Raw genomic sequence first — 16,873 nt, forward strand, 5'->3', positions numbered from 1 at the left:
ATGGATTCAAAAATAAAAACGTTACAAGATAAAATTGCACAAGCAAAATTAGGTGGTGGTGAAAAACGTATCGAAAAACAACATCAAAAGAAAAAATTAACCGCTCGTGAGCGTGTTGAATATCTACTTGATGAAGGCTCTTTTGAAGAAATTGGTATTCTGGTAACCCATCGTACCACTGACTTTGGAATGGATAAAGAAATCTATTATGGGGATGGTGTTATTACGGGCTACGGAACCGTAAATGGGCGATTAATTTATATTTTTGCACAAGATTTTACAGTTTTTGGCGGTGCATTATCAGAAACACATGCCGAAAAGATATGCAAAGTAATGGATATGGCAGTAAAAACAGGAGCTCCTATCATTGGTCTTAATGACTCTGGTGGTGCCAGAATTCAGGAAGGAGTACGCTCTTTAGGTGGATATGCCGATATTTTTTATAAAAATGTACAAGCCTCAGGAGTAATCCCTCAAATATCAGCTATCATGGGGCCTTGTGCTGGTGGAGCCGTATATTCTCCCGCCATGACCGATTTTACTATGATGGTAGAAGATACCAGTTATATGTTTGTTACAGGACCTAATGTAGTAAAAACAGTAACTAATGAAGAAGTTACTTCTGAAGAATTAGGTGGTGCCAGTACTCATTCTACAAAATCAGGAGTAGCACATATTACTTCTGCAAATGATATAGAATGCCTAGAGGACGTAAAAAAACTACTGAGTTATCTGCCACAGAGCAATAAAGAGCAACCCAAAAAGTTAGAATACATCCTAACAGACGAAGTAAGAGGCGAGCTCTCTAGTATTGTACCAGATAATCCTAATAAACCCTATGATATGCATGAGGTTATTGGTGGGATTATTGATACCGATTCGTTCTATGAAATTCACAAAGATTACGCCGAAAATATTATCGTTGGTTTTGCCCGTCTTGGCGGAAGAAGTATCGGAATCGTTGCGAATCAGCCTCAATTTTTGGCAGGTGTTTTGGATGTAAACAGTTCTAAAAAAGCAGCCCGCTTTACACGTTTTTGTGACTGCTTTAATATCCCATTATTGGTTCTGGTTGATGTACCTGGATTCTTGCCTGGTACCGATCAGGAATGGAATGGTATCATTGTACATGGTGCCAAATTACTGTATGCGCTAAGTGAAGCTACGGTACCCAAAGTAACAGTGATTACTCGTAAAGCTTATGGTGGTGCTTATGATGTAATGAATTCTAAGCATATTGGAGCAGATCTTAACTTTGCCTGGCCATCTGCAGAGATTGCAGTAATGGGAGCTAAAGGAGCTAGTGAAATCATTTTTAGAAAAGAGATTGGAGTTGCAGATGACCCTGCTGCCAAGCTAGCAGAGAAAGAAACTGAGTATGCAGAGAAATTTGCCAATCCATATAGAGCTGCTCAACGTGGTTTTATAGATGAAGTCATATTACCAGAAAATACCAGAAGAAAACTAATTAAAGGGTTTAGTATGCTTGAGAATAAAACAGTTGAGCGACCTAACCGAAAACATGGAAATATTCCTTTGTAAAACAAATTAGTTAACCAAGACTGTATAGGTATTAAAAAACAATGGAGCAGGTTTAAAACAGTAGCCTGCTCCTTCGGTTTTTAATCCTTTAAAAAATATTTATCTATTATTTCTTTAATTCTATCTTCAATCAGAGGTTTATGAATAAATTCTTTGACAACTCCACTACTGAGCGCTTTTTCACTATCCTCAGTATTCATTGATGAAGTTAGCATTGCTATCAAGATATCTGCTTGTTGTCTTTTTGTCAATTCTTTGTATTCTTCTAAAAACTCCCAGCCATTCATTATTGGCATATTTATATCCAAAAATATAATTTCAGGTTGCGGAAATTTACCTTTCTCATCTTTGGTAGCCAAAAATTCTAATGCGTGTTTACCATTCTGAAAAATCTTTATTTCTTCAAAAATACCTAACCTATTAATTATATACTCATTATATAAATTTGTATTACTATCATCGTCTACCAGCATTATCGTATTTAATTTCTTATCCATTTATTAAATCTTTTTTATGGTGAACAAAAACTTACTTCCTTTATCTACTTCAGAACTTACCCAAATCTCTCCTTTATGCAATTCTACAATTCTTTTACAATTAGCCAAACCAATTCCTGTACCACTGTATTGGTCATTTGTATGCAGGCGTTGAAAAATCTCAAATATTTTATCCTTAAACTGCATGTCTATTCCTATACCATTATCGATTACAGTATAAGTATATTCATCTTTTCCCTCTTCAAAATCAATTTTAATTTGGGGAGCTACAGTTTCTTTTCTATATTTAATAGCATTGGTAATTAAGTTTAAAAATAACATTCTTAATTCATTTCTGTAGGCCAATATTTCAGGTAAGTTGTCATAAGTTATAGTTACATTATTTTTAACAATCAATTCTGTTAAATCTAATTTTATATTTTCTATAAGCTTGTTTACATCTATTTTTTCTGGTTCTACTTTTCTGCCAATTCTCGAATATTCTAATAAATCTGTAGTAAGACTTCTCATTCGCATTGTTGAGTCATCAATAATTTCAATACTTTTTTGTCCTATTCCTTCTAATTTTTCATAATACCCCTCTTTTAACAATTTTGAAAAACTGATTATTGTATTTAATGGCTCTTGCAAGTCATGTGATGCTATATAAGTAAACCTCGATAGTTCGTCATTTTTGGTCATTACTAATTTGTTTGATGCTTCTAAAACATTCATTTTTTGTATAATATTTTTAAGTATAATAAAAAATGAAATCACACCAATTACTAATATTAAAAAAACCAAACCAATTATTAACCTTAGTAGATTGTTATTAAAAACTTTATATGCTATAACAACATCATGAGTTCTTTTGTCTAACATTTCAAAAAAATCATGAATAGGTGCCATAATCATTTTTTTTTCATCATGGTATTTTTTATCAAACATAATACGCCTAGCCATTTCAATATCTGGACTAGCTTTAATAGAAAATTTACCACTACCATCATCAAACAATCCTTTTACGGCATTAAATGCTACTTTTTCTGTCCATACCAATTCATTAGAATTATTTTCTGCTACTTTTAGTTTATCAAGTTCAGGCTTTGTAAACCCTAATTTTTTCATGCTATCCAATAATGAAATAGTATTACCATCTAGTCGTGGTAGTTTGCCGTTTCTGATATCAAGTACTTTTAAATATCTGTTTTCCCATATACTATCAGTCGTTAAAACATAGGATCTACAATAACGAGTTAAATCATCCGAGCTTTGTTTTAACTCTTCTGCAATAACATAGGATTTATATCGTATGTTCTCAGCCTTTTGCAGTTCTATATGGTTTTTCTGTAGAAACAGAGTAAGTACAATAATAATAATCAACATAATGATTATTGTTATTTGAAAAACTTTAAAAACAATTGATAGCTTCATCTTTTGTGTACTTTAGAATTGCTACCGTGCTTCAATAATTCAATTTAAAGTATTGTCGCTTGTTCCTAACACTGTAAATTCTCTAAAATTATGGTTTATAAATAAAATATAGAGGGGGGTAACAATAGATCTTGTCTTGTATAAACTTTTAAAACTAAAAGTACAAAAATGTGGTAGAAAAGTACATCCAGTTTTTAGATATTTTAGTGCAATAGTTATTTTTTATGTTCTGGTTTATCAAAAAGCATTCTTTTCTTTGAATATAATAACTAAGATTTTATCTTAACTGCCATAATTAATCTATATATAAGAATAGTTGCCCCTTTTATTATGAATAATCGACAAATTACCAAATATGCTATCTATACTGTAGCTGTCTTATCTGCTACACTTATTAATGAATTTATCCTAAAATATGTAAAAAAACATATTGACCAACAAGGGTACCTATTGGTATTAATTGATATGATGGTAGTTATATTAATTTTTGCTCCTGCTTTTGCATTGGTATCTAATTACACCAAAAAATTATCTAAAGCTTATTTGAATACATCTAAAAAATTGTCAAGTACTAATAATGGTACGCTACTAGGATTTCTTGTTGCTATAATTATTTTATTTATTCTTTTTGCTAGTCTCAGACATAATATTAGTGTAGTTAATGACCTAACTCAAATTATCAACTAACTATTCTTTTATTTGAATACATAGTTTTCTATAAGAAAAAGCAACCCCCAGTGGTTAACAACTCCTCTGGGGGTCTAGGCCGAAGCAAAAAAATTAAACTAACTCAACTTACACTCAATTAAACATGCTTCAGCTTCTTTTCAATATGGGTAATATATTTTTTTTATTTATACTGTCAAAATTTAATCGTCCAACAACGATATAATCAGAGAAAAAGCATTCTTTATACTATACTTGTTCTAATTTTTCTTTAATCTCTTTGAGGCATAGATTATTAATACTACCTATATGACTATGCTTTGTGTTTTTTTCTGGAGTATATTCTCCTTTTTCAATATCAAGACCAATTTTTATATATGCATCTCTAAAAGACATTCCTTGCATTACCAATTCATTTAATGTATCTACACTAAATAAATAATCATATCTATCATCATCCAAAATATTCTTGTTTACCTCAACATTCTTAAGAGCATATGACGCCATTTCTAAAGATGCTTTCAGATTTTGAATAGCAGGTATTACTCCTTCTTTAAGCAACTGAAAATCTCTATGATAACCACTAGGTAAGTTATTTATTAATAAACTTAATTCATAGGGCAATGCTTGAATTTTATTACACTTACCTCTAATTAACTCAAAAACATCAGGGTTTTTCTTGTGTGGCATAATACTAGAGCCTGTTGTAAATTTTGAAGGGATACTCATAAAATCAAAGTTTTGACTCATATATAAACAGACATCCATAGCTAGCTTAGAGAGTGTTCCTGCCACACTACTCATAGCAAAAGCTGTAGATTTTTCTGATTTCCCTCTACTCATTTGTGCAGCTACTACATTATATTTTAAAGTTTCAAATCCTAATTCTCGAGTTGTATATTCTCTATCTATGGGAAATGAGCTACCATACCCTGCTGCACTTCCTAAAGGATTTTGGTCTACAATTTTTATTGCTGCATTTATAAAATATAAATCATCTATAAAACTTTCTGCATAAGAAGAAAACCATAAACCAAAAGAGGATGGCATAGCTATTTGTAAATGTGTATAGCCTGGAAGCAATATATCTTTATAAGTTTCTGCTTTGGTTAATAAGTCATGTGCCAACTCTTTAATCTGAGACTTGATCTGTACCAACTCATTTTTGAGATATAAATGCATTGCTACCAAAACCTGATCGTTACGTGACCTTGCAGTATGAATTCGTTTTCCAGCATCTCCTATTTTTTCTATCAAAACAAACTCTATTTTAGAATGTACATCTTCAAAATGATCTTCAATTATAAATGTTCCTTGTTCTATATCCTTCGCTAATACATTCAGCTCTTTTTCTATTGCTGTGATATCTTCATTAGAAAGTAACTTAATCCTATATAACATTTTGGCATGAGCTAATGTAGCTTGCACATCATATTTAGCAATTACTAAATCCAACTGTCTATCATTACCTACAGTGAATACATCTATTTTTTGATCTGTTGGTAGTCCTTTATCCCAAAGTTTCATTCGTTTTTTTATTATGTTTAGTTCTTTGAATTCTTATTGTGAGGTTTTGTTTATTCTACAGAATTCCTTCTAAAATTTTTATATACAATGCTATTCCTTTTTCAATTTCTTCTATATAGATAAATTCATTTGCAGAATGTGATCGTGTTGAATCTCCAGGGCCTAATTTTAATGATGGGCAACTCAATACAGATTGATCTGATAAAGTTGGAGATCCATACGTATTCCTACCTAATGCGATTCCTGATTGCACAATGGGATGATCTATAGGAATAGATGAAGAACCTAGATGTAGTGATCTTGGTTTTACCTCTGCATATTGAGATAATTCATTATCTATAACTTCTAGAATTTCTTTATTCGTATACTTATCATTTACTCTTATATCAATTACAAGGTTACAACTAGCAGGTACAACATTATGCTGTTTTCCTGCATTGATTTGTGTTACTGTCATCTTTACATTACCTAATGTTGATGATGATTTTTCAAATTGATAAGTTTTAAACCATTGAATTACCTTTATAGTATTATATATCGCATTATCTTCATTAGGATGTGCAGCATGGCTTGCTGTTCCTTTTACAGAAACATCGAGTACCAAAAGCCCTTTTTCTGCAATTGCTAATTGCATAAGGGTAGGTTCTCCAATAATACCAAATTCAACATTTTTGAGATGTTTTAATACGCTTTTTAATCCAAGAGTCCCACTACTCTCCTCTTCTGCAGAAGCAACAATTACAATATTGTATTTCAGATCTGGTCTGGTATATAAATATGTAAATGTAGCTATCAAAGAAACCAGACAGCCTCCTGCATCATTACTTCCTAAACCGAATAATTTTCCATCTTCTACAAATGCTTTAAAAGGGTCGTTGGTATAATTACCATTTGGTTTTACGGTATCATGATGTGAGTTTAACAAAATTGTTTGCTTTGATGCATCAAAATATTTATTATACGCCCAGATATTATTATTCTCTCTTGTAAAAGGAATCTCATTTTTGATAAACCAATTTTCGATTAACATAGCTGTTCCATCTTCTTCTGATGAAAAGGAAGGGGTTTCTATCAGTTGATGCAAAAGTTGTATTGCCTGTTGTGTAAGTTTTGTTATCATCGCTTATAAACTCAATGTTGTATGTTTGGTTCTACTGTCATTTATGAAATCGGCATTGGCTATATGTACTTTGCTTACCTGTTTTTGTAATGCATCAAAACAATTTTGAAGCTTGGGTAACATTCCATCAGAAATAACATTAGCATTTATTAATTCTGTATATTTTTTTAAATTTATGTGTTCTATTACAGAGTTCTTGTCTTCAATATTTTCTAACACGCCTTGTAATTCAAAACAATAAAACAGAGATACTTCATACTCTTTACTCATTGCAGAGGCTATTTCTGATGCTATGGTATCTGCATTTGTATTCAACAATTGTCCTTTTCCATCATGTGTAACTGCACAGTAAACTGGTGTAATCCCTTGATTCAAAAACATTTTTATAGTACCATCATTTACTTCTACCACATCACCTACATATCCATAATCAATAAAATTGACAGGTCTTTTCTTTGCCAGAATACTGTTTGCATCTGCGCCTGTTAACCCTAAAGCATTACAATCACTATTTTGTAATTCTGAAACAATAGTTTTATTTACTAATCCTGCATATGTCATTACAACAATGTCTAGGTTTTCTGCCGAGGTAATTCTTCGTCCATCAATCATTTCAGTTTTCACCTCTAATTTATTAGCTAATTGAGTTGCAGATTTCCCTCCTCCATGTACCAATATTTTTGGGCCTTCTATTTTAGAAAAACCTTCTAAAAAAGAAGTTAACGCTTTTTTATCACCTATAATATTACCTCCTATTTTGGCAACAAATAATGCCTCTTTCTTCATCTTATAATTTTTCTAATATTTTTGTTAGTACCAATTGTGCTGCATACGTTCTATTATTAGCTTGCTCAATAACCAAAGAGTTTTTACTATCAATTACTGAATCATCTACAACAACATTTCTTCTTACTGGTAAGCAATGCATAAATTTTGCTTCATTAGTTAGCTCCATTTTTTCTTGAGTCATTTTCCATGAGAGGTCATTGTCCAATGTTTTACCGTAGTCTTGATAAGAACTCCAATTCTTGACATATACAAAGTCTGCACCTTTTAATGCATTTTTCTGGTTGTAATCAATAGGCACCTGCTTAGTAATATGACTGGCTAACTCAAATCCCACAGGGTGGGTGATTACAAAATCTACATCCATACGCTGCATCATCTCTACAAAAGAATTAGCAACTGCCTGTGGTAAGGCTTTTGGATGTGGTGCCCATGATAGTACAACCTTTGGTTTTTTCTTTTTTTGATTCTCTGTAATTGTTATAGCATCTGTCAATGCTTGTAATGGATGTTTTGTAGCACTTTCCATATTAATTACAGGAATTGTGGCGTATTTTATAAAACTTTTAAGAACTTTCTCATTATAATCATCTTCTCTATTTTCTAGTTTTGCAAATGCACGTATTCCTAATACATCACAATATTGAGATACTACTTGTGCAGCTTCTTTTATATGCTCAGAATTTCCTTGATTCATAATAATACCATCTCCATACTCTAGCGACCACCCTTCTCCTGTAAAATTCATTACTATGACATTCATCCCTAAGTTTAATGCTGCTTTTTGTGTGCTAAGTCGAGTACGTAAACTAGGATTAAAAAATAATAATCCAATGGTTTTATCTCTTCCCAAGTTTTTACCTGATAAAGGATCTTTTTTTATTTTTATAGCTTCATCTACCCAATCAGGTAATGAATCAATATCTTGTATGGAAAAGTAATTATTCATTTATTCTTCTTCTATTTTATTGGTATTATTATTTTTTCGGGGTGCTGTTTAAGATTTCTTTCAAAAGATATTTTTGTAAACGGTATTTTATCTTGAATTGCATCTATTATAAAGTTATCATTCACTCCATTTACTATCCATGTTTCTATATTTGCTTTTTGAGCAATTTGCGCGGCTTCTATTTTTGATTTCATTCCTCCTGTACCGTGAGTAGAAATAGAAGTTACTATTTCTTCTTCTAATGATTTTATATCAATTACATGACTGATGGTTTGGCATGCATTATTATGCACTGATTCTTTTGTATAAATTCCATTAGTATTTGTTGCTATAACCAGTAAATCGGCATCTAATAATGAAGCCGTAAGCCCTGCTAGTTTATCATTATCCCCAAATTGAATCTCATCTGTAGCAACCGTGTCATTCTCATTGATAATTGGAATATAATTATTGGCCAGTAGCACATTGATAGTGTTTATAATATTTTGTTGAGATTGTTCTTTTTCGAAATCTGAATATGACAATAAACATTGTGATGTCAACAATCCTAAATCTCTAAAGCTTTCCTGAAATATGCGCATCAAATGTGGTTGACCTATTGATGCCAATGCTTGTTTTACATTAATAGCAACGCCATTACTTTCTAGATTTACAAATTGTTTTGCTACTGCAATTGCTCCAGAGCTTACTATCACAAATTCATAAGTATCTTGCAAAACCATAATTTGACGCCCTATATCTTCTATTTTACCTCTAGAGATATGGTTTGTTTCTTTGGTTAAGACATTGGATCCCAACTTAAGTACAATTCTTTTTTTATCTAATTTGCCCATCGCCATGTATATACCATTTATTGGTTACCAAATGTTGGAGCCCTATTGGTCCTCTTTGATGTAATTTATCTGTGCTTATTGCTAGTTCTCCCCCTAGGCCCAGCTGAAAACCATCTGTAAATCGAGTAGATGCATTATGATATACCGCGGCACAATCTACAGAAGACATAAAGGTTTGTGCTACAGATTGATTTCTGGTTATAATAGCAGCCGAATGCCCTCCACTATACGTATTAATTTTTGAAATTGCTTCTGGAGTATCTTCTGTTTCTCCTATTACAATTTTATAACCTAAGAATTCTTCATTCCATACGGTATCTTTTTCTATCTGCTTTACTTCTTCATATTTTGATAAAGAGCTATCTCCTAGTATTTCAATCTTATAATTCTTAAGTGTAGTAATAAGATTATTTACAAAGTCTTCTTTATTAGGCAGATTTTTATCAATCAATACTTTATCAATAGCGTTACACGCAGAAACTTTATTGGTTTTACCATTGATTATATTATCAAGAGCCAATCCTCTATCTGCTTCCTCATGCACATACACAAAATTATTACCCCTACCACTTACTATAACTGGGCAAGAGGCATGATTTTTAACGAAATGGATAAGTTTTTCTCCTCCTCTAGGGACAATCAAGTCTATCTTTTGAGTTGGTTTTTCTAAAAACTCCTGAGTTCTTTGTCTATTGTAATCAAGATACTCAATCCACTCAGTAGTCACATTATTCTGTGATAAAGCTTGATGCCAAAGGTTTACAATTTCTAGATTAGAGTTTACTGATTCTTTACCTCCTTTAAGCAAAATTTTGTTTCCTGATTTAAAAGCAATTCCAGCCGCCTCAACAGTTACATCTGGTCTGGATTCATAAATAATTAATACAGTACCAAAAGAGGCAGTCTTATTAAACACTTCCATACCATTTTCATGAATAAACCGAAATCGCTCTACTCCTATTGGATCTTCTTGTTTTGATAATTGCATCAATGCTGCAATCATACCTTCTATCTTATCTTGATTCACTTTGAGACGATCTTGCATAGCTAGATCATCACCAGAATAATTTTGTATATCCTTTGTATTTGCTCTAATAATTGAATCTCTATTTTGATTCACAAGAGTGATCATACTTTCTAATACAGAGTTTCTTTGTGATATGCTTAATGATATATTCATAATTCGACTTTTTCTGCTTGCGTTACATTTTGTAATGCTTGGATAAGTTGATCTATTTCTTTTTTCCCTATTGTCAAAGGCGGTAGTATTCTTATTAGTTTTTTATTCATAGCTCCTCCTGTAAAAATACGTTGCTCATAAATCATTTTTTTTCGTAGTTCGCTGACTTCATAATCAAACTCTATTCCTAGCATCAGTCCTCTTCCTTTTACTTTTTGCACTCTTGGCAATTGACCTATTTGTGACATAAAATATTCTCCTGTTAACTTTGCATTATCAATAAGGTTTTCTGATTCGATCACCTCTAAAACTGCTAGTGCTGCGGCACAGGCAAGATGATTCCCCCCAAAGGTTGTTCCCAGCATTCCATGATTAGGTTCTATATGCGGTGCTATCAATACTCCTCCTATAGGAAAACCATTACCCATGCCTTTTGCTATAGTTATAATATCTGGTGTAATCTCATGATATTGATGTGCAAAAAATTTACCGCTTCGTCCATACCCTGATTGTATTTCATCTAAGATTAGAATCACATCAAATTCCTTACATAAGAATTCTAATTCCTTAAAGAATTCAGTAGTTCCTTCATCGAGTCCTCCTACTCCTTGTATCGGTTCTATTATAATTGCACATACTCCTCCTTTTTGTAACTCGTCTTTCACCAATTCAATTTTATTTAATGGTAAAAAAGTGACCTCTTGTTGTGAATTTATTGGGGCATTGATACTTTGATTATCTGTAGCAGCAACGGCGGCAGAGGTTCTTCCGTGAAAACCATTGTTGAATGCTATAACCCTCGATTTTCCTGTATAGAAAGAAGCTAGTTTTAATGCATTTTCATTTGCTTCTGCTCCAGAGTTACACAAAAACAACTGATAGTCTTCATACCCTGATAATTTGCCTAACTTATTGGCTAACTTATTTTGTAAACTATTTTGAACAGCATTTGAGTAAAATCCTATTTTTTCTAATTGCTCTTTTACTTTTTTTACATAATATGGATGAGAATGACCTATAGAGATTACCGCATGACCTCCATACATATCTAAATATTCTTTGCCGTTTTTATCTACTACAATACAATCAAATGCATTCACTGGTTCTACATTATACAATGGGTATACATCAAATGGTTTCATACTATTGTTGTTTTGTTGGTTAATAATTAATAATAAATAGGTTTATAAGTATTGATCAACTGACGACTATAAATAATCTTTTATTTTATCGTATTTATTTTTTCATAGGAGGCCATAACTCCTTTTATTACAGAGGAACTCAACCCTTGATGTTCCATTTCGTTTAATCCTTCTATAGTACATCCTTGAGGTGTTGTTACTTTATCAATCTCTCGTTCAGGATGTGTTCCGTTTTCTGCCACTAATGTTGCTGCTCCTATTGCTGTTTGTACAGCTATTATTTGTGCTTCATGAGGGTGGAATCCCATTTGTATTCCTCCTTGTATCATTGCTCTGAGAAACCTTAGAAAAAAAGCAATGCCACTTGCTCCTAATACTGTTGCTGCTTGCATTAATCTTTCTTCTATAATCAAAGTTTTACCTATGGTATCAAACATTTTCTGCACCGTTTCTAACTCTGCTTTTACATCTTCATTTGCTGCAATACAGGTCATTGATAATTTTTTGGAGGCTCCTGTGTTTGGCATTACTCTTACAACTTTATTATTAGGTACAATAACATTTATTTCTTCTATTGAAGTACCTGTTACTGTCGATATCAAAATCTGATTTGGGGTAATTTTATCTTTGATCTCTTTTAATACTTCGTTAAGTTGTCTTGGTTGAACACAAAGTATTATCCATTTTACAGCTTCTATAGATTCAATTATATTTTGTGATGTGGATACTCCTAATTTTTCTTTAACTTCTATTAGATTGTATTTTGATTTATCAACTACGGTAATATTATTCGTTTCAAATAAATCACTATCTGCTAATCCAGAGATTATTGATTTACCTAGATTCCCTCCTCCAATAATTGTTATTTTATTCATTTTAGTTCTTTTTTTGATTCTCAGTATGATAAAACTTTTATATTCATGTTTAAATACATACTTGGATAAGCTAGATATACTCTATTCTTAGAATGCACTTGCTTTTAATCCTAATCCTATTTTTTCTTCAAGTCCAAACATTAAGTTCATATTATGAATAGCTTGCCCTGATGCTCCTTTAATCAAATTATCAATTACTGAAGTGATTAATAACATGTCATTTTTTTTACTGATATGTAGTATACATTTATTAGTATTTACAACTTGTTTCAGGTGAATATCTTGATCAGAGATTATAGTAAATTCTGCATCTTTATAAAAAGAGGTATACAATTCTTTTGCCTCTGCTTCAGTTCCTTTATATTTTGTATACATAGTAGCATAAATCCCTTTGCTAAAATTTCCTCGATTAGGAATAAAGAAAATGGGGGATTCAAAATCTGATTGTACCTGCTTGATACTTTGCCCTATTTCGCCTAAATGTTGATGAGAAAACACTTTATAGCTAGAAAAATTATTATCTCTCCAACTAAAGTGGGTTGTTGCTCCTGGCATTACTCCTGCTCCTGTACTTCCTGTTGTTGCATTGATATGTATTGTATCTGCTAACTGCCCAGAAAATGCTAAGGGTAATAAACCTAGTTGAATTGCTGTTGCAAAACATCCTGGGTTTGCAATGTTTTGTGCAGATTGAATTTTTTCTTTATTCAATTCAGGAAGTCCATATACAAAATGTCTATTTAAATATTCTTTATCTTGATTCAGTCTAAAATCATTTCCCAGATCTATGATTTTGGTAGTGGTAGAGAATGTGTGATTTGCTAGAAATGATTTTGACCTACCGTGCCCCAAACACAAAAACAATACATCTATAGAAGGGTTTATTGTATCTGTAAATATTAGATTCGTTTCTCCTATCAAATCAGGATGTTGTTTATCAACCCTACTCCCTGCATTTGTAGTACTGTATACAAAATCTAATACTACCTGAGGGTGATGTATTAATAATCTCAGTAATTCTCCTGCTGTATATCCTGATCCTCCTATAATTCCTACGTTTATCATAACTGATTTTCATTTACGTTGTGATAAATTTTATTTGCATTACCATAGATTTTTATAAACCCTTTGGCTTCATCAGATGTCCACGAATTATTCATTTCCCCGTATTGCCCAAAATCAGATTTCATCATATCATGATCCGATGCCACTCCTTCTAGTGTAAAATGATATGGTTTTAATTTTACTGTTACATCGCCTGTAACAGATTTTTGAGCATCCTCCATAAATACCTCTATATTTCTCATTACGGGGTCTAAATAATTTCCTTCATGTAACAGCATCCCATACCAATTAGCTAATTGTTCTTTCCAATATTGTTGCCATTTGGTTAATACATGTTTTTCTAATAAGTGATGTGCTTTGATAATAACCATAGGTGCTGCAGCTTCAAACCCTACTCTTCCTTTGATTCCTATAATGGTATCACCTACATGGGTATCTCTACCAATAGCAAAAGCGCTTGCTATTTCTTCTAATTTCTGTATATTCTTAATTGGAGTATCTTTACTTCCATTCAAACCTACCAATTCTCCTTTATCAAAATTTAAAGTAATTGTTTCTTCTGTTTGTTTTTCTAATTGACTTGGATATGCAGTTCCTGGTAATGCACTATGAGAAGTAAGGGTTTCTTTGCCTCCTACACTGGTTCCCCAAATACCTTTATTGATAGAATATTGTGCTTTTTCCCAACTATAATGTACTCCATGTTTTTCTAAATAGGCAACCTCATCTTGTCTAGAGAGTTTTAAATCTCGTATAGGTGTAATAATTTCAATATCGGGAGCCAAAGTCTGAAAAATTACATCAAATCTAATCTGATCATTTCCAGCTCCTGTACTACCATGTGCTATATATTTTGCTCCTACTTTTTTGGCATAATTAATTACTTCTATTGCTTGAAAAATTCTTTCGGCACTCACAGATAAAGGATATGTATTATTTTTTAATACATTTCCATAAATCAGATACTTGATTGCTTTTTCATAAAATTCATTTAATATGGTTTTATTGATATGAGATGAGCTCCCTAACTCATATGCTCGTTCTTTTATATCCTCTAATTCTTTTTCAGAAAAACCTCCTGTATTTACCAAAATGGTATGTACTTTCAGTTTTTTCTCATGCATAAGATATTTTACACAATATGAGGTGTCTAATCCTCCACTATAGGCTAATACTACTTTTTCCATAACAATTGTCTATTGCTTGCAAGCATTGTTTGCTTAATTTTTTTTAATCTTTTTAATACTGGTTTTTTATACCATTTTACTTTTTTCTTTGCTTGTTGTAATGGATCATACAACATTCCTGTACATAAACACATCTTGTGATCTTTTGAGGTCAGAATATTAAAATTTGTACATGTTTTGCATCCTTCCCAAAACTTAGGGTCATCTGTTAATTCAGAAAACGTCACTGGCTTATATCCTAAATCTGAATTGATTTTCATTACTGCTAATCCAGTTGTAATCCCAAATACTTTTGATTCAGGATACTTTTTTAATGAGTAATTAAATGTAAATTCTTTAATCTTTTTTGCTAATCCTTGATTTCTAAAATCTGGATGTACTATTAATCCAGAATGAGCCACATACTTCTCATGTCCCCATACTTCGATATAACAAAAGCCTGCAAATTTTCCTCCTGATATTGCTATAATCGCATTTCTATTTTGCATTTTAGTTTGAATATATTCTGGAGTACGCTTGGCAATACCAGTCCCTCTAACTTTAGCTGAATCTGCAATTACTTTGCATATTTCTTCGGCATAACAGAAATGGGTCTCATTTGCAATTATGATTTCTACTTTTTTCATCTGCTCATCTTTAATTGTTTTTTAATGCACAGATAAAATTCGTTGTATTGCACTTTTTGATCACTATCAAGTATATTTTTACATCTCATTTCATAAACGAATTACGCTTATCAAAAAAGCTTACTTATTAAAATTGATTTTGATTGTTTTGAATTCTTATTGATAGCTATGACTTACAAATCATTTTTATAATGATCTATATTGGTAACATTTTGTATAAAAGAATACTGATACAACAGTTTTCTAAAAAAATGATTTTATCAATGAATTCTATGTCTCTAGGGGAAGTAGGGCGCACCTACTTCAAAAGAAGATTAGACCCCCAAGGGGCGACGAAAGCGGTGTGTAGGAATAGTTTTACTCCATACTACTTTGTTCAATAATTGAACATTAACTTCTAAATAAATATTTTGTACCGTTTTCATAATAGTAACTCTAAATCGTCGGCCGTAGCCCCTTTCGTTAACTAGATGGTACAATATTACATAAAAAAGTAATACCTAAGATTAATTATATGTAAAAACTATATAATTTTTAAGGTTTTACTAAAAAAATATAGTTTTGATTACTGATATAATATTTAATTACTCATTTTTATCATATAAAAAGCTGACCATCATCCTATAAAACAATAAAGGCAGCTATAAAAGCTACCTTTACTATAATTATCGTTGATATATTTTATTGCTTATCCACCAATAGTAAATAGAAGACCTACATTTACAGTAAAATCACTTACATTAATTTCATTTACTCCACTTCCTATTTTACCTGCATTTAAGTATGTTGCGTTTACATTAAGAACTCCATATTTAAAACCTAGAGCAGGACGAAAAGCAAAATTAGATGTACTTGCAATCACTTCTACATCGGTACCTGCTGTTTCTATGTCTACAGACCCCACACTTGTAAGACCAAGCGCTAGACTTCCATAAGGTCTGAAACCTTCTTTCTTAAAATAATAGCGCCCATTTACTAAGTAACTTCCTAAAGCTACAGCTCCATAAGACAATTCACCAGCAGTTGTATTGAGATCACCACCCACTAGAAAATCTCCCTGATACACAAGTGAAACATCGATGTCTTCAGTTACACCGTATCCTATTTCTAAATTTCCAGAAAAACCTCCATCGGTCATATCTGCAATATCTCCTGAAGGGATAGCATATCCAAGACCAAAACCTAATTTAACTTGTGCACTTGTAGCAGTCATTCCTAATAAAGCTACTGCTGCTAATAATAAAAAATTTCTCATAATTGAACTATTAATTTATGTTGAGTATCGTACTACCAATTATCAGACCAGAATTGAAATTTATTTGACTTATTAACTGTTAAATTTATACACACACACATTACAATTAATGTAACAGATTAAATAACAAAACTTATTAATCGTTAGGGTAATTAGTTCTTATAAATCTTTCAGGCGGCGTATTTGGCGTGCTTATGATGGAAATATTTT

The 16,873-nt window shown here is 31.9% G+C and carries 16 protein-coding genes; 2 read left to right on the forward strand and 14 right to left on the reverse strand.

What is annotated here, in order from left to right:
• On the forward strand, positions 1 to 1,542 hold the full coding sequence (locus tag CVD18_RS13320) for an acyl-CoA carboxylase subunit beta (protein WP_103865935.1): 1,542 nt from the start codon (positions 1 to 3) through the stop codon (positions 1,540 to 1,542).
• Positions 1,543 to 1,622: 80 nt separating this feature from the next.
• Here CVD18_RS13320 and CVD18_RS13325 read toward each other — a convergent pair whose 3' ends face one another.
• Together CVD18_RS13325 and CVD18_RS13330 are read right to left on the reverse strand one after the other, a co-directional pair.
• A complete protein-coding gene (locus CVD18_RS13325; protein WP_103865936.1) occupies positions 1,623 to 2,039 on the reverse strand; it encodes a response regulator in 417 nt (138 codons plus the stop codon).
• A gap of 3 nt (positions 2,040 to 2,042) precedes the next feature.
• Positions 2,043 to 3,452, reverse strand: a complete 1,410-nt coding sequence (locus tag CVD18_RS13330; RefSeq protein WP_103865937.1) for an ATP-binding protein — start codon at positions 3,450 to 3,452, stop codon at positions 2,043 to 2,045.
• Positions 3,453 to 3,782: 330 nt separating this feature from the next.
• On the opposite strand from CVD18_RS13330, the gene CVD18_RS13335 reads away from it, so the two are divergent.
• On the forward strand, positions 3,783 to 4,139 hold the full coding sequence (locus CVD18_RS13335; protein ID WP_103865938.1) for a hypothetical protein: 357 nt from the start codon (positions 3,783 to 3,785) through the stop codon (positions 4,137 to 4,139).
• A gap of 228 nt (positions 4,140 to 4,367) precedes the next feature.
• On the opposite strand, the gene argH is transcribed toward CVD18_RS13335, so the two are convergent.
• The 12 genes from argH to CVD18_RS13395 form a co-directional block, all read right to left on the reverse strand.
• A complete protein-coding gene (gene argH / locus CVD18_RS13340; RefSeq protein ID WP_103865939.1) occupies positions 4,368 to 5,645 on the reverse strand; it encodes an argininosuccinate lyase in 1,278 nt (425 codons plus the stop codon).
• 55 nt (positions 5,646 to 5,700) lie between these two features.
• The gene (locus CVD18_RS13345; RefSeq protein ID WP_103865940.1) at positions 5,701 to 6,765 is read right to left on the reverse strand and encodes a M20 family metallo-hydrolase; all 1,065 of its coding nucleotides are present in this window, start codon (positions 6,763 to 6,765) and stop codon (positions 5,701 to 5,703) included.
• 3 nt (positions 6,766 to 6,768) lie between these two features.
• The gene (gene argB / locus CVD18_RS13350; RefSeq protein ID WP_103865941.1) at positions 6,769 to 7,551 is read right to left on the reverse strand and encodes an acetylglutamate kinase; all 783 of its coding nucleotides are present in this window, start codon (positions 7,549 to 7,551) and stop codon (positions 6,769 to 6,771) included.
• A gap of 1 nt (position 7,552) precedes the next feature.
• Complete coding sequence (locus CVD18_RS13355) at positions 7,553 to 8,500, reverse strand: N-acetylornithine carbamoyltransferase (RefSeq protein ID WP_103865942.1); 948 nt, start codon at positions 8,498 to 8,500, stop codon at positions 7,553 to 7,555.
• Positions 8,501 to 8,511: 11 nt separating this feature from the next.
• Complete coding sequence (gene proB, locus CVD18_RS13360) at positions 8,512 to 9,333, reverse strand: glutamate 5-kinase (RefSeq protein ID WP_103865943.1); 822 nt, start codon at positions 9,331 to 9,333, stop codon at positions 8,512 to 8,514.
• On the reverse strand, positions 9,317 to 10,513 hold the full coding sequence (locus CVD18_RS13365) for a glutamate-5-semialdehyde dehydrogenase (RefSeq protein WP_103865944.1): 1,197 nt from the start codon (positions 10,511 to 10,513) through the stop codon (positions 9,317 to 9,319). The genes proB and CVD18_RS13365 overlap by 17 nt, the downstream gene beginning before the upstream one ends.
• Entirely contained in the window at positions 10,510 to 11,655 is a 1,146-nt protein-coding gene (locus CVD18_RS13370; protein WP_103865945.1) for an aspartate aminotransferase family protein, read from the reverse strand. The genes CVD18_RS13365 and CVD18_RS13370 overlap by 4 nt, the downstream gene beginning before the upstream one ends.
• A gap of 80 nt (positions 11,656 to 11,735) precedes the next feature.
• Positions 11,736 to 12,530, reverse strand: a complete 795-nt coding sequence (gene proC, locus CVD18_RS13375; RefSeq protein ID WP_103865946.1) for a pyrroline-5-carboxylate reductase — start codon at positions 12,528 to 12,530, stop codon at positions 11,736 to 11,738.
• Positions 12,531 to 12,617: 87 nt separating this feature from the next.
• Positions 12,618 to 13,595, reverse strand: a complete 978-nt coding sequence (gene argC, locus CVD18_RS13380) for an N-acetyl-gamma-glutamyl-phosphate reductase (RefSeq protein WP_103865947.1) — start codon at positions 13,593 to 13,595, stop codon at positions 12,618 to 12,620.
• A complete protein-coding gene (locus CVD18_RS13385) occupies positions 13,592 to 14,782 on the reverse strand; it encodes an argininosuccinate synthase (RefSeq protein ID WP_103865948.1) in 1,191 nt (396 codons plus the stop codon). Before CVD18_RS13385 ends, argC begins: the two co-directional genes overlap by 4 nt.
• Entirely contained in the window at positions 14,770 to 15,408 is a 639-nt protein-coding gene (locus tag CVD18_RS13390; protein ID WP_103865949.1) for a GNAT family N-acetyltransferase, read from the reverse strand. Before CVD18_RS13390 ends, CVD18_RS13385 begins: the two co-directional genes overlap by 13 nt.
• A 688-nt stretch (positions 15,409 to 16,096) precedes the next feature.
• Positions 16,097 to 16,663 carry an outer membrane beta-barrel protein gene (locus CVD18_RS13395; RefSeq protein ID WP_103865950.1) on the reverse strand — a complete coding sequence of 189 codons (567 nt, stop codon included), beginning with the start codon at positions 16,661 to 16,663 and terminating at the stop codon, positions 16,097 to 16,099.
• Between the last annotated feature and the right edge of the window lie 210 nt (positions 16,664 to 16,873).

The sequence above is a fragment of the Aquimarina sp. I32.4 genome, assembly GCF_002924285.1.
GTDB lineage: Bacteria > Bacteroidota > Bacteroidia > Flavobacteriales > Flavobacteriaceae > Aquimarina.

What these genes read in the sequence shown, in the direction of transcription:
- argC (WP_103865947.1), bottom strand. Translation starts at nt 13,595, where the DNA reads ATGATAAACGTAGGAATTATAGGAGGATCAGGATATACAGCAGGAGAA.
- proC (WP_103865946.1), bottom strand. Translation starts at nt 12,530, where the DNA reads ATGAATAAAATAACAATTATTGGAGGAGGGAATCTAGGTAAATCAATA.
- CVD18_RS13325 (WP_103865936.1), bottom strand. Translation starts at nt 2,039, where the DNA reads ATGGATAAGAAATTAAATACGATAATGCTGGTAGACGATGATAGTAAT.
- CVD18_RS13395 (WP_103865950.1), bottom strand. Translation starts at nt 16,663, where the DNA reads ATGAGAAATTTTTTATTATTAGCAGCAGTAGCTTTATTAGGAATGACT.
- proB (WP_103865943.1), bottom strand. Translation starts at nt 9,333, where the DNA reads ATGGGCAAATTAGATAAAAAAAGAATTGTACTTAAGTTGGGATCCAAT.
- CVD18_RS13345 (WP_103865940.1), bottom strand. Translation starts at nt 6,765, where the DNA reads ATGATAACAAAACTTACACAACAGGCAATACAACTTTTGCATCAACTG.
- CVD18_RS13365 (WP_103865944.1), bottom strand. Translation starts at nt 10,513, where the DNA reads ATGAATATATCATTAAGCATATCACAAAGAAACTCTGTATTAGAAAGT.
- argH (WP_103865939.1), bottom strand. Translation starts at nt 5,645, where the DNA reads ATGAAACTTTGGGATAAAGGACTACCAACAGATCAAAAAATAGATGTA.
- CVD18_RS13390 (WP_103865949.1), bottom strand. Translation starts at nt 15,408, where the DNA reads ATGAAAAAAGTAGAAATCATAATTGCAAATGAGACCCATTTCTGTTAT.
- CVD18_RS13335 (WP_103865938.1), top strand. Translation starts at nt 3,783, where the DNA reads ATGAATAATCGACAAATTACCAAATATGCTATCTATACTGTAGCTGTC.
- CVD18_RS13320 (WP_103865935.1), top strand. Translation starts at nt 1, where the DNA reads ATGGATTCAAAAATAAAAACGTTACAAGATAAAATTGCACAAGCAAAA.
- CVD18_RS13330 (WP_103865937.1), bottom strand. Translation starts at nt 3,452, where the DNA reads ATGAAGCTATCAATTGTTTTTAAAGTTTTTCAAATAACAATAATCATT.
- CVD18_RS13370 (WP_103865945.1), bottom strand. Translation starts at nt 11,655, where the DNA reads ATGAAACCATTTGATGTATACCCATTGTATAATGTAGAACCAGTGAAT.
- argB (WP_103865941.1), bottom strand. Translation starts at nt 7,551, where the DNA reads ATGAAGAAAGAGGCATTATTTGTTGCCAAAATAGGAGGTAATATTATA.
- CVD18_RS13355 (WP_103865942.1), bottom strand. Translation starts at nt 8,500, where the DNA reads ATGAATAATTACTTTTCCATACAAGATATTGATTCATTACCTGATTGG.
- CVD18_RS13385 (WP_103865948.1), bottom strand. Translation starts at nt 14,782, where the DNA reads ATGGAAAAAGTAGTATTAGCCTATAGTGGAGGATTAGACACCTCATAT.